Raw genomic sequence first — 24,691 nt, 5'->3', positions numbered from 1 at the left:
GTGGGAGCGGGCTTGCCCCGCGACAAGGTCTTAGATCATCTCTTCGCCGCCCTTGCCGCCGAGGACGATTTCTCCGGCTTCGGCCATACGGCGGGCGATGGTGAGGATTTCCTTCTGCGCCGTCTCGACGTCGCTGACGCGTACCGGGCCCTTGGCCTCGAGGTCGTCGCGCAGCAGCTCCGAGGCACGTTTGGACATGTTCTTGAAGATCTTCTCCTTGACCTTCTCGTCGGCACCCTTGAGCGACACCACCAGCACATCGGAGGAAACTTCGCGCAACAGCGCCTGGATGCCGCGATCGTCGACATCGGCCAGGTTGTTGAAGACAAACATCAGGTCTTCGATCTGCTCGGAGAGCTCGCCATCGATGTCGCGGATCGCATCCATCAGTTGGCCTTCCACGGAACTGTCGAGGAAGTTCATGATATCTGCAGCCCGCTTGATACCACCCAGGGTAGTCCGCGCGGCGTTGGAGTTGCCGGAGAACTGCTTCTCGAGGATCTGGTTCAGTTCCTTGAGCGCTGCTGGCTGGACGGTATTGAGCGACGAGACGCGCAGGATGATGTCCAGGCGTACCTTGTGGTCGAAGTTGCCCAGCACCTCACCGGCCTGGTCCGGGTCCAGGTACGCCACCACAATGGCCTGGATCTGTGGGTGCTCGTAGCGGATGACGTCGGCTACCGCACGCGGTTCCATCCACTTGAGGCTGTCCAGGCCGCTGGTGTTGCCACCGAGCAGGATGCGGTCGATCAGGCCGTTGGCCTTGTCCTCGCCCAGAGCCTGGGTAAGCATCTTGCGGATGTAGCCGTCGGAACCGACGCCCAGACTGGTCTGGTCGCCGACGATCTCGACAAACTCGCTCATCACCTGCTCGACCTGCTCGCGATGGACGTTGCCCATCTGCGCCATGGCCACACCGACCCGCTGCACTTCCTTGGGGCCCATGTGCCGCAGCACCTGCGCAGCATCGGTTTCACCCAGCGACAGCAGCAGAATCGCAGCCTTGTCGACACGGGTCAGTTTGGCGGTAAGGGCTCGGTTATCACTCATCGGCGTTGATCCACTCTTTCACGACCTGGGCCACACGACCCGGGTCTTCGGCCACCAGGCTCTTGATTGCATTGAGCTGTGCGTCATAACCCTCACTCGGGCTAGGCAGCAGAATGCTTTGCGGACCACCCAGGCTGACGCGGTCGTTGGACAGTTCGCTATCCAGGCCGAGCATGCCACCTAGCTCCATGTCGCCATCGGCACCAGCGCCTTGCTTGCCATTGCCGGTGATGTTGTTAAGGACCGGACGCAGCACGCCGAACACCAGGACCAGGATGAACAGCACGCCCATGACCTGCTTGATGATGTCCCAGAACCACGGCTGCGAGTAGAACGGAATTTCGCTGATCACTTCGCCACGGTCAGCGGCGAATGGCACGTTGATCACACTGACGCTGTCGCCGCGGCTGGCGTCAAAGCCCACCGCGTCCTGCACCAGGCGAGTGAAGCGCGCCAGATCCTCGGCAGCCCACGGCGTGCGCGCAGCCTCACCGGTGGCCGGGTCGAGCTTGAGCTGGTCATCGACCACCACAGCAACCGACAGGCGGGTCAGGCGACCTTGCTGCTGACGGGTATGGCTGATCGAGCGATCCAGCTCAAAGTTCTTGGTCGATTGCTGACGCTTGTCGGCCGGGTACGGCGCAAGCATTGGCTGGCCGGTGGCCGGGTCCATGATCTGCTGGCCGTTGGCATCGAGCAGTGGCTGGCCTGGCTGAATGGCACTGGCGGCGGTTTGCGTGCCACCCGTGGTCTGCGGCGCGGAGGCCGGGCCAGGTGGCTGGTTGCTCAAGGCACCCGGCACGCCTTGCGGACCCATGCTGCTGGAGCGTTGTTCATTGACCGACTGTTCACTGCGCAGCGCTGGCTGGTCAGGGTTGAACTGCTCGGAGGTCGATTCGACGGCGCTGAAATCGACGTCGGCCGACACTTCCGCCTTGTAACGGTCGTTGCCCAGAACCGGTTGCAGGATGTTGTGCACCCGCTGGGTGAGCAGGCCTTCCATGCGGCGACTGTAGTCGAACTGCTTGCCGGCCATGGTCAGCGCGGAGTTTTCGGCCTGATCGGACAGCAGGTTACCCTTCTGGTCGACCACGGTGACCTGGGACTTGTTCAGCTCCGGTACGCTGGTCGCCACCAGGTTGACAATGGCTGTCACCTGACCGGCTTCCAGGGAGCGGCCCGAGTACAGCTCGACCAGCACCGAAGCACTTGGCTTGCGCTCGTCACGCACAAATACCGAGCTCTTCGGAATCGCCAGGTGCACGCGAGCACCTTTGACGTTATTGAGGCTGGAGATGGTCCGCGCCAGCTCACCTTCCAGGCCACGACGGTAACGCGTGGCCTCCATGAACTGGCTGGTACCCAGGCCCTGCTCCTTGTCGAGGATCTCGAAACCGACATTACCATCGCTCGGCGCAACGCCTGCAGCGGCCAGTTTCAGGCGGGCACGAGAAAGATCGTCCGCCTTGACCAACAAGGCGCCGGAATTGGGCTCGACGTTGTAAGGGATGTCGGCAGCGGCCAGGGTATCCATGACCTGCTTGGTGTCCATGCCTGCCAGGCTGCCGTACAGCGGACGGTAGTCAGGTTGTTGCGACCACAGCACCACGGCAAAGCCGATCGCCACGCTCGCCGCCAGCCCGACCAGCAGGCCGACCTGACGCAGCATGGGCATCTGCGAAATGTTTTCCAGGAACGACATGCCGAACAACGGCGGCTTGGGCGCTGCTGCGCTGCTTTTAGCGGGCACGTTATCGACGACTGCTTCGGCCATGACTCAATCTCGCCCTTTATACCGGCATCTGCATGATGTCTTGATAAGCCTGCACCAGCTTGTTACGCACCTGGCTCAAGGCCTGGAACGATACAGTGGCTTTCTGCGATGCGATCATCACGTCGGTCAGGTCGACCCCGCTCTTGCCGATCTCGAAGGCATTCGCCAACTGCGAGGAAGCCTGCTGGGTGTCATTGACCTTGTTCACGGCCTGGCCAAGCATGTCGGCAAAACTGCTGGAGCCGAGCTCAGGCGCGGCAGCAGCCTTGGGCATCGACATGGCGTCCATTTGCATGGCCCGCATGTCCAACATCAATCGATTAAATTCAACACCTTGGCTCATGGACTTCTCTCTCCGACGGCCCGCATTTTTTTGACACTCACGCAGCGGATAGGCAGGACATAGCAACAAGAGTGCCAGCTCTGCCCGCAGCCCGAACAAAAACTCTAATTGATCAGCTTGTCAGCTGGCGTACAGGCTGGCCTCGACGTCCATGCCCGCATCACGCATCTGCGCCAGCTTGTAGCGCAGGGTGCGCGGACTGATGCCCAGGCGCTCAGCGGCCTCCTTGCGGCGGCCGCGCTCGGCGCGCAGGGTGTCGATGATCATCTGGAATTCATGGCGACGCATGTCATCGCCCAAGCCGCTTGCGGACTCGGCCTCGATCGGCGCTGCCGCCGCGACAGGCGCTGCGGCGAACACCGGCAAGGCACCGGCTAGACAAAAATCCGCCGCTTCGATCACCCCGCCCTGCTGCAGGATCAACGCACGCTGGATGGCGTTATCCAACTCGCGCACGTTGCCCGGCCAGGCATACCCTTGCAGGCAGGCCTGCGCCTGAGCCGAGAGACGCACCGGAGCATGCTTCATTTTATTGACGTGCCGGGCCAGCAAGCGCTCGGCCAGCGGCAGAATATCGGCGCTGCGTTCGCGCAGCGGCTTCCAGGACAGTGGAAACACCGACAGACGATAGAACAGGTCTTCCCGGAAGCGCCCGGCCGCCACCTCGCCAGACAGGTCACGGTTGGTGGTGGCAACGACACGGATATCCAGGGCAATCGGCTTGCGCCCACCGACCCGCTCCACTTCGCGCTCCTGCAGCACCCGTAGCAGCTTGGCCTGGAGCCCCAGGGGCATTTCGGAAATCTCGTCGAGCAACAGCGTGCCGCCGTCAGCCTGCTCGAACTTGCCCGCCTGGGCAGCAATGGCGCCCGTGAACGAACCCTTCTCGTGACCGAACAAAGTCGCTTCGAGCATGTTGTCAGGGATCGCTGCACAGTTGATCGCCACGAATGGCTGCTCAGCTCGCGGTGATTGCTGGTGGATGTAACGCGCCAATACTTCCTTACCGGTGCCCGACTCACCAGAGATCAGCACGGTCGACTCACTGCGCGCGACCCGCGCCGCCAATTCCAGCAGTTGCGCACTGGCAGGCTCACTGGCTACCGGGCCTTCACCCTCACCCGCACTGACCGCACCCGTGGCATGCCGTGCTACCAGCTCAAGTAGGGCCCTGGGCTCGAACGGCTTGACCAGATAATCAGCTGCACCTTGACGCATCGCCTCGACAGCACGCTCGACCGCGGCATGGGCGGTCATCAATAACACCGGCAACTGTGGCTGACGCTCGCGCAACAGGGCGAGCAACTGGTGCCCATCCATACCCGGCATGTTCACATCGCTGACCACCAGACTGAACGCCTCGCGCTCAACCCTATCCAGTGCTTCTTCGGCCGAACCCACAGCCTGATGGGCAAAGCCGCCCAACTCTAGGGTGTCAGCCAGGGCCTGACGCAGCGCGCGGTCATCCTCGACCAGCAGCACCTTGATTGCTTTCATTACACTGTCTCCACCAACTGTGCGCCGATCAGCGGCAGGCTGATCCGTGCACAGGTACCGCGACCAGGTCGCGAACGTAAATCCAAACAGCCCTGATGCGCCCGCACCACCGCCTTGACCACCGCCAGCCCCAGCCCGGTACCGGTAGCCTTGGTGGTCAGGAAAGGCTCACCCAGACGCACCAGCAAAGCGCTGTCGATACCGCCGCCAGCATCACTGACACACAGGTGCAGGACCTGCTCGCGCCGGTACAGATGAACCTTCAGGCGCGCAGGCTCGTCACTGGCCTGCACAGCGTTTTCAATCAGGTTGAGCATCGCCCCGACCAGGGTGTCGCGATTGCACAGCAATTCACCCAGGTGACTGTCGCATTGCCAGCGCACCGAATGCCCCTGCACGTGGGTGTGCGCCGCCTGCTGCAATGCCTGAAACAGCGCTTTTGGGGTTAACCGATCGGTCAACGGCAACTCGCCACGGGCGAACACCAGCATGTCGCGCACTTGATGCTCGAGCTCATGCAGGCGCTCCTTGAGACTACCCGCGAAGCGCTGCTGGGTTTCCAACGGCAGGCTTTGCTCGGCCAGGTGACTGGCATAGAGCATCGCCGCCGACAACGGCGTGCGGATCTGGTGAGCCAGCGAAGCAACCATGCGGCCCAGCGATGACAAGCGCTCATGGCGTGCCAGCTGATCCTGAAGGTGACGGGTTTCGGTCAGGTCATTGAGCAGCACCAACTGTCCAGGCTCGGCATCCAGCGAGCGGGTGGCAATCGACAGGCGCCGGCCATCACGCAGCGACACCTCGTGACCGTCATCTTCGCGCGGGGCAAAGCTGCGAGCGATCACCTCACGCCACAACTGCCCCATCAACGGCTCGCCAAGCAGGTCGCTGGCAGCAGGATTGGCTTCACGCACTCGGCCCTGGCCATCAATGACGATGACCCCGCCAGGCAACAAGTCGAGCAGGTTCTGCAAGCGATTGGCCAGGCGCTCCTTCTCGGCAAGCTCGGCCATACGCTGGGCACTGACCACTGCCAACTCACCCTTGAGTTCGGTGACCCGAGCTTCGAGCAGGCTATAAGACTCACTGAGCTGGCTGGATACCTGATCGAACATGGCAAACGCCTGCTCTAGACCAAGACGGCTTTCCTGCTCGGCGGCGTTGGGCCCCTTCGGCTCAGGGACACAGGAGATGGTGGCAGCCTGGGGCATCGTGCTCTCTCGCGTGACTGACCGTCATAAAACGGTATGGTGTCAGCGACATAGCAATAGCCGTGCCGGATAGTTTTGAAAGGTCGGCGGCTGGTGCTGCTCGGGGCCGGCAAAGGCCGATGGGGCGGGCATTACAGCCCTTTCAAAGATAGGGTTATTAGCCATGATGAACGCACTGCTCCGCTCATCATGGCCAGGCAGGCGTCAATCCTCCGCCTGTTCATCCCCTTCACGACGACTCATGCCGTACTTGCGCATTTTCTCGACCAGGGTGGTCCGACGGATGCGCAAGCGTTCGGCGGCGCGTGCAACGATGCCGTTGGCGTCGTCCAGCGCCTGCTGGATCAGGCCCTGCTCCAGGCCACCGAGGTAGTCCTTGAGGTCCAGGCCTTCGGGCGGCAGCATCGCGTGACTGGCAAAGTTCGGCGTATGGCCGTTGATTGCCACGCGCTCTTCCAGGTCCGAACGCAGGCTGTCGACCAACTGCTCGTCTTCGTCGTCAACGTAACGGAATTTCTTCGGCAGTTCCGACACGCCAATCACCCCGTAAGGGTGCATGATCGCCATGCGCTCGACCAGGTTGGCCAACTCGCGGACGTTGCCTGGCCAGCCGTGGCGGCACAGCGACATGATCGCCGCCGAATTGAAACGGATCGAGCCACGCTTCTCGTGCTCCATGCGCGAGATCAGCTCGTTCATCAACAGCGGGATATCCTCGACGCGCTCGCGCAGCGGGGCCATCTCGATGGGGAATACGTTGAGACGGTAGTACAGGTCTTCGCGGAAGGTGCCCACCTCGATCATGCTTTCGAGGTTCTTGTGAGTCGCGGCGATGATGCGCACATCGATACTCTGGGTCTTGTTGCTGCCAACCCGCTCGAAGGTACGCTCCTGCAGCACGCGCAGCAGCTTGACCTGCATCGGCAGCGGCATGTCGCCGATCTCGTCGAGGAACAGGGTACCGCCGTTGGCCAACTCGAAACGCCCGGCACGGCTGGTGATAGCTCCGGTGAAAGCGCCCTTCTCATGGCCGAACAGCTCGCTCTCGAGCAACTCGGCCGGGATCGCCCCGCAGTTGACCGGCACAAACGGCGCTTCACGACGCTTGGAATGGTAATGCAGATTACGCGCGACCACTTCCTTGCCAGTACCCGACTCGCCGAGGATCAGCACGCTGGCATCAGTATCCGCTACCTGCTGCATCATCTGCCGCACATGCTGGATGGCCCGGCTAGTGCCAACCAGGCTGCGGAACAGGTTGGGTTCACGCTGGCGGCCGCGCTCGCGGGCCTGGTCGTACATCTCGCGATAGACCTGGGCACGGTGCAGCGAGTCGAGCAACTTGCTGTAGCTCGGCGGCATTTCAAGGTTGGAGAGCACACGGCGGCGCAGGTCGTCCGGCAGCTCGGCAGAAGAAACTTCGCCCAAAAGCAGAACCGGAAGGAACTCATCCCACCCAGCCACTGTCTTAAGCAAGCTCAACAGACTTGCCGGAGCATTCACGGTCCCGATCAGGACACAGAGCACTTCACGACTGGATGACAACGACTCGACAACCTGCTGCCAGTCATGGCTTGCGCAGGGCAGATTTTCTTCGCCAAGAAAATTCAACACTACCGCCAGATCACGGCGGCGAGCGCTATCGTCATCGATCAGGAGAATTTTGGTTTCACGCCACATGCAATAACAACTTCCCTAGTCATCTCGGCGCCCCCGCGAGGGCAAGCTCGACATCATTCCGACTGAACGGTCAGTGTTCGGACGTCTGAAATTAGAAAACAGCCACTAGTTAAGTCAAAAAACCGTACATAGTCAAATTTATGGCGCACTGCTTTTTGGTTTTGCCCAGTTTCAGCTGAACAAATGGTATACCTTTGCCGCGTTTTTGGCTTGTCGGATCTGCGACATCTCATCGACTATTGATTGACGCTCCCCGCTTGCAACTTCGATTAATTCCTTGTAGACACCCAGCAACTCTTCAAGTTTGCTGCGCAGCGTCAGCTCATCGACAGATGCCTCGGCCAGCACATCATCGACACACAGTCGACAACTGACGTCGAGCTCGCTGATCGCCTCCCAGTCGCGACTGGCCAGGGCACCCAGCAATGCCTCGCGGGTTTGTTCGATACGTTCGAGCACGACACTCATTGCAATCTCCTAGGCGTCGGTGAGTTGATCGCCGATAGCGTCCCAGCCTTCCTTGACGGTAATCAGCAGTCGAGCCACCTCGTTGAGGATCTCCGGATCATTCTGCACATTCGCCTCAATCAGACGCTTGCTCATGTAGGCGTACAGATTATCCAGGTCAGTCAGCGAATCAGCATGGTTTTCCAGGTCCAGGCCTTCACGCAAACCACCGACAATACCGATCACCTTGCCAATCAGGATGCCACGCTGGGGCACATCGTTGCGCGCCATGGCGCCTTTGGCCTGGGCAATTCGATCAAGGCCACCCTGCATCAGCATTTGCACCAGACGGTGCGGGCTGGCCTCGGAGGTCTGGGCCACGCCATTGACTTTCTGGTACTGCCGAAGGGCCAACATCGGATTCATGTTCTACCTCGTCACCGCAAAAAAGGTTCATATACCGCCTGTATCGCCCGCACGTCAAAAAACTTTAGCGCACACAGCAAAAAGCCCGGAGAACCCCTGAGGGTACTGCCGGGCTTCTGGCGTATCGGGCGATCAGGAGTTTTTCTGCTGAGCCTCGATCGAGGCGAACATCGAAGCAATGTTCTTGCGCTGCGCCTCAAGTTTGCCAACCAGCGTGTCCATGGCCACGTAGCGCTTGGTCAGCGACTCGGTCAGTGACTTGATACGCCGATCCAGAGCCAGTTGCTGGTTACCCAGGTCACTTTGCAGCTTGTCCAGGCCCTTCTTGCGCGAATCAAGTATTCCGCCGGTTTCCAGGTACGGATTGATGGCCTTGTTCATGCGCTCGAACACACCATTGGTGCCAGTGAACAACTCCTGCACCTCAGGGCCGAGCTTCTTCTCCTTCATGGCATTGTCGTACTTGGTCGAGTTGAACTCGAGCGTACCGTCTTTAGCAGTGTTCATACCCAACTGCCCCAGAGTGGTCAGGCGATTTCCCGAACCCAGGGTAGCCAGTTGCGTGCGCAGATCACTAAGCATCGAGCGGGTAGTCGAATCACCCGTCAGCGGACCCAGCACTGGATTACCCTTCTCGTCCTTGCTCACCGAAGTGAGCTTGGCAGCAGTCTTGACCAGGGTGTTATAGGCATCGACAAAGGACTGGACAGAGGTCTTCAGCCCTTCCTTATTCTCACCCACAGTGACGGTAATGGTATCACTGGAGGCCTTGAGCAGGTCCAGGCTCAAACCGCTAATCGCCTTGTCGACGGTGTTGCTCTTGCTGGTGACCTCAAGGCCATCGACAGTCAACAGCGCATCCTTGGCCAGGCCATCGATGTAACCTGCGCCCGAACCGTTCATCTTTTCGGTACCGTTGATCTTCAGCGCGGCAATGCCGTCTACCGAAATATCGGTACCCTTGCCGGTCGTGGTCGAACCGAACACCAGGCGCGAACCATCCTTGCCGTTGACGATGTTGGCAGTGATGCCTTTTTCAGCCAGCGAGGTGTTGATCGAGTCGCGCACAGTCTGCAACGTGGCGCCTGGGCCGACCTTGACGGTATACACCTTGCCGTCCTGGGTAATCGTCAGGTCGCCTTCAGGGATCGGGGTTTCGGCACCGGTTGCGAACGCCTGACTGGCAACCTTGGACGAAGTGGCAAGATCAGTGATCTTGATCTGGTAACTACCCGGAACGGCAGTATTGTTCGAGGTGGCCTTGATCGTGGTTTCGCTGCTCGATGTGGCGCTGAAGGCACTGAACGCCGGCGCCTTGGGATCATTGAGCTTCTTCATCGCCGCCTGGTATTCAGCCAGCGCGCTCTTGAGCGAGGCAACCCCGGAAAGCATGGCCGTGTTGTTGGCGGTCTGGCGCTTGATCTGGTTCGCCTTGGGGTCGGTTTCGGCCTTGACGAGCACATCAACGATCTTGTTGATGTCTACACCGGAACCCAGACCGACACTCGGTAAAATAGTACTCGCCATTGCTACTCCCTCTTGGTTACGCGCCGCCCTGACCTGGCCAGACTAGCGAACTTGCCGTTTCATCGCCAGCTTAGGCCTTGGCATTGAACAACAGGCTATTCACATCGCTCAGGCTGTGGGCAATCTTCAACGCCTCTTCCGAAGGAAGCTGGCGAATCAATTCACCGGTCTCGCTGGCGATGACTTTAACTACAATTCTGCCGGATTCTTCATCCGTGGAAAACTCAAGGTTACGTCGCGAGGAGGCGAGAAACTTCTCGATATCCTTGACCGCGCTCTTCACCTTCTCAGCTTCGGACATACCACTTTCGGTGGCATCCCTCGCCGGCTTGACATCCTCTACGGGCTTGACCGCAGGACGCTCGACGGCCTGTTCGACCGGCTTCACCGTCGGATAGGACAGGTTCAGCTTTACGCTCATATCCATGTCTACCACCTCTCAATGAAAAAAGCGGGGGAGCGCACTACGTGCACTCCCCCGCCAACAACTGTCGAGCGATTAGCCCAGCAGTTTCAGTACGGCGGAAGGCAGTTGGTTAGCCTGGGCCAGAACCGAAGTCGAAGCTTGTTGCAGGGTTTGCTGCTTGGTCATCTGAGCAGTTTCAGCGGCGAAGTCGGTATCTTGTACGCGACCACGAGCAGCTTCGGCGTTCTCGTTGATGTTTTGCAGGTTGTTGATGGTGCTGGTCATACGGTTTTGTACAGCACCCAGCGCAGCACGGGAGTCACCGATGGTGGCAACAGCCTTGTCGATTGCAACCATGGCAGCCGAGAAGTTGGTTTCAGCGGTGGCGCTGTCGCTACCGGCGATGGTGATGGCGGTAGTGATACCCAGGTCGCTGGCCAGGAACTTGCCGCTCAGGTCGATCTTGATCTGGTTTTCGCCGCCAGTGTTGGAACCAACCTGGAAGGTCATGACGCTAGCCGAACCGTCCAGCAGGTTCTTGCCGTTCAGCTGGGTGGACTGAGCGATACGGGTCAGTTCCGCCGCCATCTGCTTGAACTCGTTGTCCAGCGAAGTACGGTTGGTGGTATCGTTCGAGTCGTTTCGCGATTGCAGAGCCAGTTCACGCATACGTTGCAGAATGTTGGTCTGCTCTTGCATCGCGCCTTCAGCGGTCTGAGCGATCGAAACACCGTCGTTGGCGTTTTTGATTGCCATGGTCTGACCGCGGATTTGCGAGGTCATACGGGTAGCGATCTGCAGGCCGGCGGCGTCGTCTTTGGCGCTGTTGATTTTCAGGCCGGAGGACAGACGGCTCATCGAAGTGCTCAGAGCGTCGGAAGCGCGGTTCAGGTTCTTCTGAACGCCCAGGGAGGTAGTGTTGGTGTTAACGGTTAATGCCATGACGAATTCCTCGTGTTTGGGATACTGCGGCTTCCGGCCCTGGCATCCGCCGGGTGTGGCCTAGAGAACCTTCGTAATAGTTATCGTCGTCTGGCTCGGTTGCTTTAGGGCTTTTTGCAAATTTTTTAATGGCACCCTGCCACCCCAATGAAATCAAGGGTTTGACGCCAGAAAAACCACTCACATACAAACGGCAGGCATAAAAAAAGCGCCACCGGTACAACCGGCAGCGCTCTTTAACAATAAGGATCTACATCAATCCTTGCGCTCGATAATCGCCGAGCCCCACGACAGACCCACACCAAAACCACTCAGGGCAACGCGCTGGTGTTGCGAACCCAGCACATGCTTCTCCAGCAGCAGCGGAATGCTCGACGACACGGTATTGCCGGTCTCGACCATGTCCTTGACGAATTTGTCCGGGTCATCCTCGAAACGCCGCGCCACCGCATCAACAATAGCCGCACTGCCCTGGTGAATGCAGAACAGGTCAATGTCCGACGGCGTCAATTGGCTTTCGCCCAGCAACTCATGCAAATGCGCCGGCACCTTGAGCAAGGCGAAGTTGAACACCTGGCGACCATTCATGAAGAACACGCCATCGCTGACCTTCAAGTGCGCGGCGCCACCACCGTCGGTACCGAACTTGGCCTTGCCCAACTGCCACTGGGCACTCTCACCCATCCAGGTAACGGTCGCTGCATCACCGAACAGCATGGTGGTGTTGCGATCTTCCGGGTCAACGATCTTCGAATACGGGTCAGCGGTAATCAGCAAACCGTTCTTCAGCCCCGCCGCCTCCATGAAGCCCTTCATGGCATACAGGCCATAGACGTAGCCCGAGCAGCCCAGGGAAATGTCGAATGCCGCAACGTGGGTCGGCAAACCCAGTTTGCTCTGAACGATAGCAGCGGTATGCGGCAAACCTTCTTCGTCGCCATTCTGGGTGACGACGATCAGGGCATCGATGGATTCACGCTCCAAATCCGGATTGGCAGCGAACAGGGCATTTGCCGCCTCCACACACAGGTCGGAGGTTTCCTGGCCTGCCTCCTTGCGCGGCAGGAACGTCGAGCCGATCTTGCCGAGAATGAACTCTTCGTCCTTGCCGAACTTCGCACCCTGGGCGTAGTTGTCCACACCCTCGACTGGTACGTAACTCGCAATGCTTTTGATGCCAATCATTGTGGCTTCCCGATAGAAATGCGGATTTTCACGGGCACTGGAACCTGGTAACCAAGGGCTTGCGAGCCTGCGCGCACCCCGCCCGCCAGTACCGCCCGACGACTCAATAGATTAAAGATGCCCGTTTCGACTGCCAAGTCACTGTTGCACAAAGATTACCCATCACAAATGTCAGCCTTTGCCATTTTGCGGGTACCAAGGATTGGCTTCATCGATTGACGCCAGCGCCGCAGGGGCAACACAGGAGGGCGGCGGCGCTGGTAGAGCCCGCCAGCCGCCGCGCTACCGATCGACTCGGCAGCGCGGCGGATGCGGGGGTCAGGAGGTCATCAGACCGGCAACCAGGCGCTGCACCAACGCTGTAGATGCTCCTCGTCGAGCATCCAGTACCGATGAACGGCATTCTTGAGTTCATCACCGCGGCGCTGGGCGGCTTCAGGATCAGCCAGGTGCAGGCCGATTGCCTCGATCCAGTGCTCGCAACTGTTGTGCACACGCGAAACAGGCAAGTTATCCTGATCCTGACCGATGTCACTACAGATCACCGGCACAGCACACGCGCCAAACTCCAGTTGACGCTGGTTGCCCCTGCAAACATTGAACAGGCTCTGCTCCAGCGGCACCAGGGCGAGGTCCAGGTTCAACCCCGCCAGCTTCTGCGGGTATTGCTGTACATCGACGCCTTCATGGTACTCGTGCACATAGGGCCGCAAGCTGTTCGGGCAGAAGCCGAAGAAGACCCATTCAACATCCGCAGCCAAGGCCTTGATCACGGGCGCGATAACCTCTAGATCACCTGCCTGCTCACTGCTGCCGACCCAACCCAGGCGAGCCCGGGCACTCGCTCGCCGCCGTCCCCGGACATGGCTCCAGGCCTCGATCGGCAAGCGCGTCTCGACCACTCGGATATCAGCGTGCAGACCAGTAAACGCCTGCGCCAATGCCGCCGTTGGCACTACCAAGCGGTTCACGTACCCCAGAGCTCGCTGAAGGTTGTGGAAAATGTCCTCTCCCATGCTCTCACGCCGAGCGCTGCCCAACGGCAGATCCGGCAAGTAGTCGCTCAGGTCAAGAACGGTGAAAGCACGCGAGAATGCCTGAACCCGCCGCATGGCCTCCAGACGCGGGGCGTCGAGCCCACCCTGAAACACCACCACGTCCGCTGCCAGCCGCGCAACTTCGACCAGTTGCGCCACCCCCGGTGACACGCTGCCATCGATGCAACCGGCAGCCTTCAATGCATGGAATGGACGGACAACACGCGAATAGCCCAGGTCACCCTGATCAAGCGGATGCACCAGCAGCACCGGCACCTCACGCTGCCCCTGCCGCGGCAGCCAGCTCGACTGCAGGCTGGCAATCATGAAACCGCCGGCATGAGCCAGAGACAGAGAGCGATTGTAGGCCGGATCATGTGCCAGCACTGGCAACCAGCGTGCGTAGAGGGCGTCTTCTTCGTCAACACTGGCATCGACCAATGGCAGCCTGTCGGTCAACAGTTGCGCATGAGGCGTCCAGACGTTCAGGTAACCGGCCTGGCGCAGGCGCAAGCACAGGTCGACATCTATCCAGCGCGCAAGCAAGGGCATTTCGTCAAACCCGCCGATCTCAACAAACAAGTCGCGGCGCAACATTAGGCACTCGCCACTGAGCGCCGAGTAATCCTGATCGACCGCAAGCCGCTGCATGTAACCAGCATCGCTATGGGAATATCCGGCAAAAGCGTGACCGACCGGCCCGCGCAAGCCTAGTACCAGGCCAGCGTGATGAATCCTGCCGTTCATTGACAGCAACTTACCGCCCACTGCCGCCACCTCAGGCCGCTGAGCGTGATTTAGCAACTGCTGCAACCACCCCTTGGCAATCGGCGCCGCCGCCGCATCCAGCCACAGCAGGTACTCTCCGCGCGCTAGACGGCCTGCTTCATTGCGCGATACCGCCGCGGGCTGGTCAGCGGCAAAAGACAGCACGCGCAACTGATCGCCACCAATCTGCTCGATTCCCTGCAGCCATTGCCGCAGTTGCGGATCGTGACTACCCGAATCCAGCAGCAGGATCTCGTAGTAGGGATAATCGGTGTGCTGCAACAGCGCTTCGATACTGCGCTGGAACTGCTCTATTGAACCGTCGAGCAGTATCACAACACTCACCAAGGGCTGATCCGCATGCCCATAGTCCAGCTGATAGTGGCCAGGAAGGTGTGTATTGACGTGCGCCTGGCCATAACCCCGAGCCTGGAGATGCCGCTCTATTACCTCGTGCTCGCTGGCACAGTCGACGAAGCACAACGCCTCACTGACCAACAGTGGCTCACTGATATGTTCGATACCACTCAAGCCCCGCTGTTCGATCAGACGCAGCTGGTACTCCAGCTCGAACGCCTCGCCACAACCGGTATCGAAGCCGCCCTGTGCCAGGAACTCGTTACGCCGAAACAACCAGTGCGACGAGACGCTGGCCGGCAGACTCAACAACAGATCAAGGTTAAGGTCAGGCCGAAGCGAAATGCCCAATGCCCCATTGCCCATGCGCATGGCTTCATCGGCGTAGACGGCAACACAGTCATCCGCCGCATTGGCAAGCTCCAGGGCCACAAGCAGCAAACCGCCAGACGTGAACTCGACATCCGCCTCGACCACCACGAACCAGTCAAAGTCGCTATCAGCCACGACCTGGTTGATGACCTCGCTACGCTGCGCTGCCTGGCAAGGCAGGTGGCGCACCGAAAGGCCCGGCACATGTGCCGCAGGTGTCGCGCCCCCGAGGGTCACCACCTGCAGGCTGTGATAAAGGCACTGTGTAGGCGCAAGACTTTCAAGGGTACGCGTCAACGCCTGGCCAGCGTCGCCATTATCGACTACCAACACCCCCAGCATCGGCGGCTGGCCAGTTGCCAAGCGCTTCATCAATGCCGCACGCTGCTGCTCATCAGGGCGGCGCTGCTCAAGCCAGGCCAGCATGCCCTGCTTGTCTGCCAACGCTTGCCGTACTGCTGCGGCCTGGGTTTTCTCAATGAAGACATCCAGCTGTTGCCAGAACGGCTCGGTTACCGCCACGTAACGTTGCAGGGCTCCCTTTAACCCGGCACGGGCGACTTCCAGCGCATCAACCTCATCCGAGAGGGCAAAGCCATGCCTGCCGAAGAAAATACCGTCGAGAAACATCTGATCGACACCGTGACCGGCCAAAAAGATCACTGGGCAACCGCATAGCACCGCGATAGCACAGGTCATCGACCACTCATAGCTGTATAACACTTCGGCGCTGCGCAGAACCTTGGCCAGCTCGCTCAACGACAGCGGGTTGGCAACACTGAGCAGGCGGATGTCTGCTGGTAGGGACGCATAGTCCACTTGATCCAGTGGATGACGGTTCTGGTACAGGTAATGCCCCTGGCGCTGCACGCTCGGGTCAGGAGCATTGAACAGGGAGATATCGATAATCGGGAAGCACAACAGGTCGGCGACGCTAACCCCCTTCTTGGCGGCGATCCGGGCATCGTAATAGAACAGCAGGTCATCTGGCTCCTCATCCATCGCCCTGCCAGTCAGGAAACCTTCGACGTTCAAAAGGTAGCGCACGACCACTTTGCCGCTGAGAGGGTTGCCGCTGGTGACTTCTGGATAGACGGTGATGGGTACCTTGCCACTGGCGATATGGCGATCAGCAGTGGCCTGGTCGAGCAGCGGCGTTTTCAGCTCGGGATTGACCACCTTGCCGCCACAGATATAAGCCTCTCGCCCGCTCAGATTTAAAGCGTGGCACAGGTAATGAAGCGTGCAGACTCCTGAAGACGTCTCCCGGTAATCCGGCGCCGCGATATAGTAGGGATGCGCCGGCTTGGTATAGATCAGTTGCAAGCGAGACATCGCCTGCTCAAGCTTATACCCATCGACTCCCAGGGTATTCGACATCTTCAAACTCCAGTATTCGTTAGAAACCCGACAACCCCCAGCACGTTGAGCAGGCAACGGCTGCGGCCATCAAGGCGAACTGTCAATAATCTGCCATCGCCACCCTGCCAGTGCCTGCGCGCAAGGCTCTACACTCTGGGTTTGGCGAATGGGCGGGCAAAAAAAAGCCGGGCCTTGCGCCCGGCTCTGCATTTTTCGCGCCAGTGGCCCGTTAAGGCAACCACTCCAACACGACATTGCCAGCGACATCCGCCGTACGCGAAACGTCCACGCCATGCTGGATATCGACAACAACACGGGTGCTGAAGGCTGACGGCCACCGCTGGACGAGTGCCAGGCACTGTTCCGGTGCCGGCAATGGCACTGCGCTATTGAGCACTTGCGCCTGAGGTACGCAAATCGCCAGCAAACCAGCTTGCGCAGCCTTCAGGCACATGTCGACATCAACACCGCCAGCGAGTTGCTCATCCAGCCCGGCACACTGTTCGAACAGGGCCTTGCCCACCATCAGGCAGTCAGCCGACACTGCCTGGCAGCTTCTTACCGCCTCCAGCCCCGGCAACGTCACCTGCAGACGCGAAGCGCCCTGCCTGGCATTGCTCACCAGGCCGCTACCCAGCAACTCGTAACCGGCATGACTGATGACGCCATCGCGATCAAACATCTGGCAACCAACAATCCCCACCTCAGGACGCTGAGCCTGGTTGAGCAGGGACTCGATCCAGGCCGGCGACACCACCTCGCTGCGGCTGGACATCAGTACCAGATACTGGCCCTGAGCCAGAGCCGCAGCCTGATTGACCATCTGTGCCCGCACCGAAGACTCACAGGCAAACAAGCGGACGCGTGAGCCCAGCCCCTGGACTGTGGCGAGACCTGCGGCAACCGCCTCAGCATTGGCAGACTCGCAGGTGACGATGACCTCGTAGCGGCCATAGCGAGTACGCTGGACCACGCTTGCCAGGCTTTGCTTGAGCTGCTCGAGATCGGAATCAGCGACCAGTACGATGCTCACCTGCGGTGTCTGCGGATGACGGTAGTCAACCTGGAACGTACCGTCAGCACTTTCGTTGACCTGACCACGGTAACCCAGTGCGCTCAAATGGCGCTTGAGGGTAGTCAGGGCATCTGCGGCCATCGACGCGGGCGATTGCTGACCAACCACCAGGTACTCATCCATATGAGCCATGCCGCCAATACCATTGGCTTCGACCAGACGCAAAAGCAAATCAAATTCCAGCGCCTGCGCACAACCGTCGCTGTAGCCGCCCAGGTCGATGATGGCTTGACGACGCACCAGCCAATGTTGCGCCATCAGGTCAGGCCGGCTGCGCAACAGGTCAAGGCTGCAACCAGGACGCACGACACTGAGCAAGCGCCCATCGCTGTCGCGCTGGACTTCGTTGGCACAGATAGCCTGGCACGCCTGGGCGCCGGACAGCTCGACTTGCAAACGCAGCAGGCCACCGGTGGCCAGTACATCGCCTGCCTGCAACATCAGCAACCATTCACTGGAAAGCTGGCGTACCACCTGATTCAGGTGAGCAACCATGTTGGCGGGCGTAACCTTGATAAAGTGCAGGGCATCCCTGGCCGTGGTAATAGCTGGCAACTCGCCAGCCTTGAGCACGACAATCTTGAAGTTGCGCAAACCGCTGGCGACCAGGCTGTCGAAGGTATTCTGCAAACCGGTGTTGTTGTCCTCCAGATCGATCACCACAAAGGCCATCTGCGGCGCCGGATTCTTGCCCAGGTGGGCAAAAATACGCTCACGGGCAGCGCTGTTCGGGCTGGCAGCGGCGATTGCCTCGAGCACCTTGCCCGAAGGCGTGCTCGCCAGCTGTGCCTCTACGCTCGTTGCCGGCAGCAAATCAAGCTGCTCCAGCCAGATACCCAAGTCGCGACGCAGCCCCTGGTCCTGTTCACCAAGACCTGCCAGCAGGTGCTGGCATACCTGCGGGTTGAACACACCCAGTGCAAACGCCTGCCAGTAGCGCGCCATCAGGCTCTCGGCAGTATCGTTGGAATGCTCGGTGAGCAATGCCTGTTGCTGCACCCAGGTACCTTCCAGCGCCCGGCTGTGGATTTGGCCGGCGGGCCAGGCATGCAGGATAAACTCGCTCGAGCGCAGTTGACCGAACACGCCGGCGTTGTAGTACGGCATATCGACAAACTGTGTTGGCTCGAACGTCAGCTGCGGCTCGGAGGACAGGCTGTTCCAGCGCGAAGTGAACAGCAACGGCGCCTCGCAGCGCTCGTGGGTATTGCGCACGAAGGCATTGAGGACCTCGAACCCCCTGGCACTGGCGAATACCGCTGCCTGCTCGCTATCCCACTGCTGGAGCTGGCGCACAGTCTGACTCAGCAGCTCTTCGCAGGCCTGCTCAGAGAGCGTCCAGGGACGGTACTCGACCATCACACTGGTGTGAGCCAGTAAACGGGAAGCGCCCTGGGCCAACAGCGCGTAGGAAACCGCAATGCACCAGCTATCGAACGACAGGTGCGCCGGCACACTGCGCACCGCAGCTTTCAACACTTCGATCCTGACCACTGCCCGCCACGCCTGCAGACCGAACTCGGCATGCACGCCAATACGCCCCAGGGCGCTGCTGGCGTGCAGTTGCGCCTTGGGCGCCGAGCCGATCTTGTAGTAGGCCACCTCACCATTACCGGGCTGGTAACCCAGCGAGTAACCTTGAGCCATCACGTAGTCGGCGTCGGCGCGCAAGGCTTCAACCGCCCCGGCAATGCCAGTGGTCAGCAGAAAATCGCACTCCAGAGTCAGCACCGCATACCCGGTATCGACCTGCTCCAGGGCCTGCAGCAACTGCTCGGACCAGATACCGACTGCCCCTTGCGACGAAGGTGCAGCGAGTGTCCGTAGATGCGCAAAGCGCGCCTGATAGTAGTGAGCGGCACGCCCTGCATAGCCAGGCTCATCCTGACCAAGCAAGACGACGGTCACGTCATCCAGCAGCGCCGCACAACCGATTGCTTGTTCGCCCATAGTGCACCTAGTTCTCATATTTTTTGTCATGGGCAGGCAAAAATGCCGGCCATTGTCGTTAATCGGCCAACCAGGCGTTAGCCCAGTGCTGAAGCTTGTCAGGTGTCAGCATGAAGTCGCGCAACACCACTTCGCGCAAGGCATCGCCCTGGCGATAACTGGCCTGGGGATCGTCCAGATGCATGCGGATCGCGTCCAGCCAGGCCTGCGTCGAGTTGCCAACCACCCGTGTACAAGGCAAGTAGCCCTGATAGGCCTTGGTATCGGCACAAACCACCGGGAAACCGCACGCGCCATACTCAAGTAAGCGCAGGTTGCTCTTGCAGTCGTTGAACAAGTTGGACTCAAGCGGTGCCAGCGCCAGGTCCAGGTTCAAGCTTGCCAATTTCTGCGGGTACAGCGACATTGCGATACCGGTATGGAACTCCTTGACGTAGGGCTTGAGGAGATCCGGGCACATGCCGAAGAACACCCAGTCCACTTCATTCGCCAGCGCCTTCACCACATCGGCGATCAGCTCCAGATCGCCTCGATGGCTGGTGCCACCCGCCCATCCAACGCGCGGCTTGAGGGAGGTCTGGCGATAGCTCTTCAAGCCGCTCCACATTTGTGTCGCAAGCATGTTCGGCACCACCCGGATATCGTGGTGCAGGCTCGACAGTGCATCGGCCAGCGGCTGGGTGGAAACCACCACGCGGTCACAAAGGGCGATGCCAAAGCTCACCAGCTCTCGGATGTTCTCCGGCATGTTTCGTCTGTGTGCGTTCTTTAGCGGCACATCGATGATGTAGTCGTCGATCTCGTAAATACGCCGGGCATTGGAGAACTCTTTGATGAGCTCGATCTGCCGGGCTGAAGCGGTCATATAGCGGCACTGCAGGATGATGGAATCCGGTTTGCAGCGCTCCAATTCGATCGTGCTGGGGGTGGAGTAATCCAGTTGCCCCTGAATCCAGCCTGCGCGCTCCAGCTCGATAAAAGGCTGGACCACCCGATAGTGCCCGACCGCTGTGGTGTTGATCGGCAATCCCAGCACAAAGGGTAACGGGCGGCCGATGAACGGATCCCAACCGGTACGCAAGCCTGGGTCCAGGTAGTAGCTTGAAAGCTTCAGGCTGAGGTTGCGGTTGTAGGCCGGGTCATTGGCCACTCGCGCCAGCCAGCGCTGATAGAACGCATGCTGATCCCGCTCTTTGAGCGAGGGGTCGGCGCTTACATCGGCAGACATGTGCGCTACTAGCGAAAAGGGTGTCCATACCACCAAGTAACCCTGATCCCGCACTCGCAAGCAAAGATCGGCATCCAAGAGCTGGGATTTGAACACCTCTGAAGCCAGGCCACCCAACTCCACGAACAGTTCACGTCTTACCAGCAGGCAGTCATCGCTGACAGCACTGAGGTTCTGTACCGCTACCAGACGATTCATGTATCCGCTGCTGTCGACCAACTGGGCATAAAAGGGACTCCCCGCCGGCCCGTGCAAACCGAGCAACAACCCAGCACTGACAACCATGCCGGAGCTGTTACATATCTTCGGCCCGACCACACCAACTTCCGGGCGCTGAGCCTGGCTCATCATCTCAGTCAGCCACTGAGCGTCAAACATCACGCAGCCAGCATCGAGCAATAGCAGATAGTTGCCACGTGCCTGTTCAACAGCCAGATTATACAGTTGTGGCCCGCCAACGGCATTGATCCGGATGATGCGCAGTTGGTCACTGCCGAGCTCACTCATAGCACCCAGCCAGCCCTGCAGATCTTCAGGCTCCTCGCCATTGACCGCAATCAGGACTTCATAGTTGCGATATGCGGTGTGTTCGAAAATCGACTCGACACAGCGGCGCAACGGCTGCAAATGCTGGCCGGCGGCGATGATGATAGAGACCGCCGGTGTATCGCCGTGCCGGTAAAGTACCCGGGTCAGCATGCTGTTCTGCGCCGATACCAGTTCAGCCTCGACACCCAGCCGTTGCAGGTGCGCCTGCAGGATACGTGGCGCTTGGGCAATGCAGGCTGGCGCTGACTGCCAAGCGGTATAGTTGTACTGACACTGCACCAGCAGTTCGGCCACATGCTCGACCACCTGCAGACCATGAGCCTCAACCAGCCTCCAGAGCAGGTCCTGAGGTGCAAGCACATCGTAGTCGGTGGCGAATCCGCCTGACGCGAGCAACTGAGTACGCTGGAAAGCCAGCATGCGCCCGACAAAGGGAAAACTGCGCATCAGGTCGAGATTGAAGTCGGGCTTGAAGATCGGTTGCCCGACCTGCAGGTTGTCGTCGCTACCCTCGTCGGTGTACAGGCACAACCTGTCCGGATGCAGGGCCATACGCTCGGCCATGATCACCAGCGCATGCGGATGCAGGCGATCACCAGCCTGCAGGAGAAAGACCCAGTCCGCCGTCTCGGCGCTCGCGATCCGTGCATTCAATTGCTCAAAACCATTGCCGTGCAGCTGGATACACTCGACGCCGGCGTCATCCACGCGTTGCTCGTGGGCACCGAGTACCCAGACCTGATGCGCTGGATAGGACTGACAGGCCAGGCTGTCGAGCGTCGCCTTCAGTGCATGCGCCTCTGCTTGCGGATCGAACACCACCATCACGATGCGCGGCTGACATGGCCACTGCTCGATGCGCTTGGGCAACAGCCGGACCTGAGCCTCTGACAAGGTGCGACAGTCAAGCCACTCGGCGTAGAGCTCGGCAAAACTCAGGCTATAGGTGCCGACCTGTTGTTGATAGTTGCCCAACTGCCCGGCATACAGGCGGGTCAGTTCGTATTCTTCCCACTCCAGCGCCTGGCCCGAACGATAGTCCTCAAGCGCTACATAGCGAACCCAGCCAACGGCGGGCGGCGGCTCGCAGGTGCGCGCCTCGAGCATCTGCTGCAGCCATTCACTCTCGCTCTTTTGGGCCAGGGTCATACCCGCCTGGTGACTCAGGCGACCTGCGTGAACGCGCTCAAGACTGAGCATGTCGGACAAGCAAGCCAAGTGCCCGTGACGCAACAGGCAGATGTAAAGCGCCATATCCAGGCGCGCAACAAATCCTGCACCCGGCTGTGCCAACTGGGGAAGGTATTGCTCTACCGGGCCCCGGCGCATGAGCATATGGCTGATGCCACCAAATAGGTTGGGCACCTTACTGGCGACTGCATCGAGCAAATCACCGCCATTGAGAATCGCGCTGCAGGGGGCGATCAGACAGTTGTCCGGGCGTGACGGCAAAATCGTCTCATCCGCTGCGCAAATCAGCCGATGGTTGACTACCAGGTTGACTTCCGGGCAATCGGACATGACTTGTGCCTGCCGCTCAATACAGCCATCGATCAACCAGTCGTCATCGCAGAGAAACTTGATGTAGGCACCCCGAGAATGCTCAAGGCACTGCAACAGGTTGCCGGCAAAACCCAGTGTCCCAGGGTTGCGCACATAACGCAGTTCGCACTTCGCCTGCCCGGCCCACTCATCGAAAATGGTTTTGATCTCGTCACCCTGACTGTCATCGCACACAATGACTTCCAGGTTGGCGTAGCGCTGGAAAATGGCGCTGAGCAGCGCACGACTGAAGAACTCAGGGTTGAAGGCAGGAATGGCGATACTGACGAGCGGCTGTTCGATCATGGAGGTAAACCCGGAGAGGCATGCGGGTGACGCCGGCAATGGGCGTCACCCGCAGATGTGGGGCGAAGATGTATCAGAGCCGGTTGAACAAGCTCAGCGAGGAGATCTTGGTAAACGCCAGTTGCGAGGCCTGCAACATGGTCTGCTGCAGGTTGAGGCGAATCAGCACTTCGGCCGGGTCGGCATCACGGATCGAACTCTGGGTCTTGGTGTTGGCCATTTTCAGGCTTTCGTTGGTTTCGGCCTGAACATCCAGGGCCGCGCCGCGGGCACCAATCGAGCTGATGGCCTCGGCGACCTTGTTGGCGCCACTGTCCAGATTGCCAAGCGCCGACTGCAGGGCGGCCTGATACTTCTGCCGCGATGGCAGGTCTTTATCGACCGGCAACTCCAGCGCCTTGCGGAACTCCGAGATGGAGTCGAGGATGTTCTGGGTCTGGTGGGTATCGACCTTGACCGCGAACTGATCACCCGCAGCCGGCACCGACGAGAAATCAAAATCCACACCAGCAATGGTCGCCTTGGTCGCTGGCGTGCCGGTCAAGTTGCCGCTGGCAACCGGACGCGCATCAGCGTTCATGGGCTGGGCGTATACTTCATAGGCGCCTGGGCTGGTGAACTTGATAATTGCACCGCCACCCGGGAAGGCATTCTCGTAGTCGGTCTGGTTGCTGATGTTGGCACTGCTGATCTGCGCCATTGAAGTGTTGCCCGGGCTACGCGATCCACCGACCTGGTCGGGCTTTGAGGCCAGGGTGAAGGTATGGCCGGCGATCACCGCATCAGGGTTGGCCTTGTCGGCCTCCGAGAGGTTGATATCCAGCGCCATCTCGACACCACGGAAGGTGATGCTACCCGGATTTTTCGGGTCGAAAGCGCCGTTGCCGGTGGTTTCCAGTGTCACATCGTTGTTGGCCGCATCGGTGATCTTGAACTGCGTGCTGCTGGTAAAGGTGACGGTATAAGGCTCACCGCCCCGGAAACGATCGTTGTACTGGGTGCTGCCGGAGACCTGGCCATTGGACAGGTGTACTCGGCCATCATCCACCGCCGGCGAGGTCAGTTTAGTCTGGCTGCGGCTGGTATTCAGGGCCTGCTCAAACACACTGTAACCGCTTTCATTGGCGGCCATGTTGAGCATATCGCCGACCTGCAGATTCAAGGTGCTCTGGTCGCCCTGGTAGCTGTAGGTACCGTCGGCATTTCGCACATACGGCTGAGTGTCGCCACGCGAACCTGCGAACAGGTACTTGCCGTTCTCGTCGCGGCTGTTCATCAGGTTGTACAGCTGCTCTTCGAGCTGGGTCAGTTCCTGGGCGGCAGCCTTGCGGTCGGCGTCGGTATAACCACCGCTACCGGCGCTGATGGCCAGCTCCTTCGCCCGCGCCAGAACATTGGTGATGCCGTTGAGGGTCGACTCGGAGGTACCCAGGCTGTTGCGCACATTGGTGATGTTGCCGTTGTACTGCTCGAGCAGGTTGCTCTGCTGTTGCAACTGCAGCAGGCGCGCGGCGCCCACCGGATCATCGGCTGCGGTACGCACGCGGATGTTATCGCTGGCCTGCTGCCCGGTCTTGACCGCATTAGAAAAGTTGCGCTGATAATTCGAGGTACTGGTTTCGTAAAACTGGGAAGTAGAAATACGCACGGTCTACCA

The 24,691-nt window shown here is 59.7% G+C and carries 16 protein-coding genes; all 16 read right to left on the bottom strand.

Annotated elements, in window-relative coordinates:
* Nucleotides 1-30: 30 nt before the first annotated feature.
* Nucleotides 31-1,050: a flagellar motor switch protein FliG gene (gene fliG, locus M5G17_RS05625; RefSeq protein WP_010224997.1), complete on the bottom strand. Its 1,020-nt coding sequence runs from the start codon at nt 1,048-1,050 to the stop codon at nt 31-33.
* Nucleotides 1,043-2,824, bottom strand: a complete 1,782-nt coding sequence (gene fliF, locus M5G17_RS05620) for a flagellar basal-body MS-ring/collar protein FliF (protein WP_273892018.1) — start codon at nt 2,822-2,824, stop codon at nt 1,043-1,045. Before fliF ends, fliG begins: the two co-directional genes overlap by 8 nt.
* Before the next feature lie 16 nt (nt 2,825-2,840).
* Entirely contained in the window at nt 2,841-3,167 is a 327-nt protein-coding gene (fliE, locus tag M5G17_RS05615) for a flagellar hook-basal body complex protein FliE (RefSeq protein ID WP_273892017.1), read from the bottom strand.
* Nucleotides 3,168-3,287: 120 nt separating this feature from the next.
* Complete coding sequence (locus M5G17_RS05610; RefSeq protein WP_273892016.1) at nt 3,288-4,664, bottom strand: sigma-54-dependent transcriptional regulator; 1,377 nt, start codon at nt 4,662-4,664, stop codon at nt 3,288-3,290.
* On the bottom strand, nt 4,664-5,875 hold the full coding sequence (locus tag M5G17_RS05605) for a sensor histidine kinase (RefSeq protein WP_273892015.1): 1,212 nt from the start codon (nt 5,873-5,875) through the stop codon (nt 4,664-4,666). The genes M5G17_RS05610 and M5G17_RS05605 overlap by 1 nt, the downstream gene beginning before the upstream one ends.
* A 204-nt stretch (nt 5,876-6,079) precedes the next feature.
* Nucleotides 6,080-7,555, bottom strand: coding sequence for a transcriptional regulator FleQ (fleQ, locus tag M5G17_RS05600; RefSeq protein ID WP_273892014.1), 1,476 nt, complete (start codon nt 7,553-7,555; stop codon nt 6,080-6,082).
* Nucleotides 7,556-7,726: 171 nt separating this feature from the next.
* Nucleotides 7,727-8,023, bottom strand: coding sequence for a flagellar protein FliT (fliT, locus tag M5G17_RS05595; protein WP_130263758.1), 297 nt, complete (start codon nt 8,021-8,023; stop codon nt 7,727-7,729).
* Between the two features lie 9 nt (nt 8,024-8,032).
* Entirely contained in the window at nt 8,033-8,428 is a 396-nt protein-coding gene (fliS, locus tag M5G17_RS05590) for a flagellar export chaperone FliS (protein ID WP_273892013.1), read from the bottom strand.
* Nucleotides 8,429-8,560: 132 nt separating this feature from the next.
* On the bottom strand, nt 8,561-9,955 hold the full coding sequence (gene fliD, locus M5G17_RS05585) for a flagellar filament capping protein FliD (protein ID WP_273892012.1): 1,395 nt from the start codon (nt 9,953-9,955) through the stop codon (nt 8,561-8,563).
* A gap of 70 nt (nt 9,956-10,025) precedes the next feature.
* On the bottom strand, nt 10,026-10,382 hold the full coding sequence (locus M5G17_RS05580) for a flagellar protein FlaG (RefSeq protein WP_273892011.1): 357 nt from the start codon (nt 10,380-10,382) through the stop codon (nt 10,026-10,028).
* A 72-nt stretch (nt 10,383-10,454) separates the two neighbouring features.
* Entirely contained in the window at nt 10,455-11,303 is an 849-nt protein-coding gene (locus M5G17_RS05575) for a flagellin domain-containing protein (RefSeq protein ID WP_273892010.1), read from the bottom strand.
* A gap of 255 nt (nt 11,304-11,558) precedes the next feature.
* Nucleotides 11,559-12,488 (bottom strand): ketoacyl-ACP synthase III, encoded by a 930-nt coding sequence (locus tag M5G17_RS05570; protein WP_273892009.1) that lies wholly within the window; start codon nt 12,486-12,488, stop codon nt 11,559-11,561.
* A gap of 329 nt (nt 12,489-12,817) precedes the next feature.
* Nucleotides 12,818-16,402: a glycosyltransferase family 2 protein gene (locus M5G17_RS05565; protein ID WP_273892007.1), complete on the bottom strand. Its 3,585-nt coding sequence runs from the start codon at nt 16,400-16,402 to the stop codon at nt 12,818-12,820.
* 211 nt (nt 16,403-16,613) lie between these two features.
* Nucleotides 16,614-19,409 carry a glycosyltransferase family 2 protein gene (locus M5G17_RS05560; RefSeq protein ID WP_273892006.1) on the bottom strand — a complete coding sequence of 932 codons (2,796 nt, stop codon included), beginning with the start codon at nt 19,407-19,409 and terminating at the stop codon, nt 16,614-16,616.
* Between the two features lie 58 nt (nt 19,410-19,467).
* A complete protein-coding gene (locus M5G17_RS05555; protein WP_273892005.1) occupies nt 19,468-23,034 on the bottom strand; it encodes a glycosyltransferase in 3,567 nt (1,188 codons plus the stop codon).
* A 73-nt stretch (nt 23,035-23,107) separates the two neighbouring features.
* Nucleotides 23,108-24,682, bottom strand: a complete 1,575-nt coding sequence (locus M5G17_RS05550) for a flagellar hook-associated protein 3 (RefSeq protein ID WP_273892003.1) — start codon at nt 24,680-24,682, stop codon at nt 23,108-23,110.
* Nucleotides 24,683-24,691: the final 9 nt, after the last annotated feature.

Source organism: Pseudomonas rubra (genome assembly GCF_028656935.1).
GTDB classification, from domain to species: domain Bacteria; phylum Pseudomonadota; class Gammaproteobacteria; order Pseudomonadales; family Pseudomonadaceae; genus Aquipseudomonas; species Aquipseudomonas rubra.
The sequence above is the reverse complement of the archived record's forward strand: the minus strand, read 5'-3'. Positions and strand labels throughout refer to the sequence as shown.

Bases quoted from the DNA above. Each gene is read 5' to 3' on its own strand.
- fliG (WP_010224997.1), bottom strand. From the start codon at position 1,050: ATGAGTGATAACCGAGCCCTTACCGCCAAACTGACCCGTGTCGACAAG.
- fliF (WP_273892018.1), bottom strand. From the start codon at position 2,824: ATGGCCGAAGCAGTCGTCGATAACGTGCCCGCTAAAAGCAGCGCAGCA.
- fliE (WP_273892017.1), bottom strand. From the start codon at position 3,167: ATGAGCCAAGGTGTTGAATTTAATCGATTGATGTTGGACATGCGGGCC.
- M5G17_RS05610 (WP_273892016.1), bottom strand. From the start codon at position 4,664: ATGAAAGCAATCAAGGTGCTGCTGGTCGAGGATGACCGCGCGCTGCGT.
- M5G17_RS05605 (WP_273892015.1), bottom strand. From the start codon at position 5,875: ATGCCCCAGGCTGCCACCATCTCCTGTGTCCCTGAGCCGAAGGGGCCC.
- fleQ (WP_273892014.1), bottom strand. From the start codon at position 7,555: ATGTGGCGTGAAACCAAAATTCTCCTGATCGATGACGATAGCGCTCGC.
- fliT (WP_130263758.1), bottom strand. From the start codon at position 8,023: ATGAGTGTCGTGCTCGAACGTATCGAACAAACCCGCGAGGCATTGCTG.
- fliS (WP_273892013.1), bottom strand. From the start codon at position 8,428: ATGAATCCGATGTTGGCCCTTCGGCAGTACCAGAAAGTCAATGGCGTG.
- fliD (WP_273892012.1), bottom strand. From the start codon at position 9,955: ATGGCGAGTACTATTTTACCGAGTGTCGGTCTGGGTTCCGGTGTAGAC.
- M5G17_RS05580 (WP_273892011.1), bottom strand. From the start codon at position 10,382: ATGGATATGAGCGTAAAGCTGAACCTGTCCTATCCGACGGTGAAGCCG.
- M5G17_RS05575 (WP_273892010.1), bottom strand. From the start codon at position 11,303: ATGGCATTAACCGTTAACACCAACACTACCTCCCTGGGCGTTCAGAAG.
- M5G17_RS05570 (WP_273892009.1), bottom strand. From the start codon at position 12,488: ATGATTGGCATCAAAAGCATTGCGAGTTACGTACCAGTCGAGGGTGTG.
- M5G17_RS05565 (WP_273892007.1), bottom strand. From the start codon at position 16,402: ATGTCGAATACCCTGGGAGTCGATGGGTATAAGCTTGAGCAGGCGATG.
- M5G17_RS05560 (WP_273892006.1), bottom strand. From the start codon at position 19,409: ATGGGCGAACAAGCAATCGGTTGTGCGGCGCTGCTGGATGACGTGACC.
- M5G17_RS05555 (WP_273892005.1), bottom strand. From the start codon at position 23,034: ATGATCGAACAGCCGCTCGTCAGTATCGCCATTCCTGCCTTCAACCCT.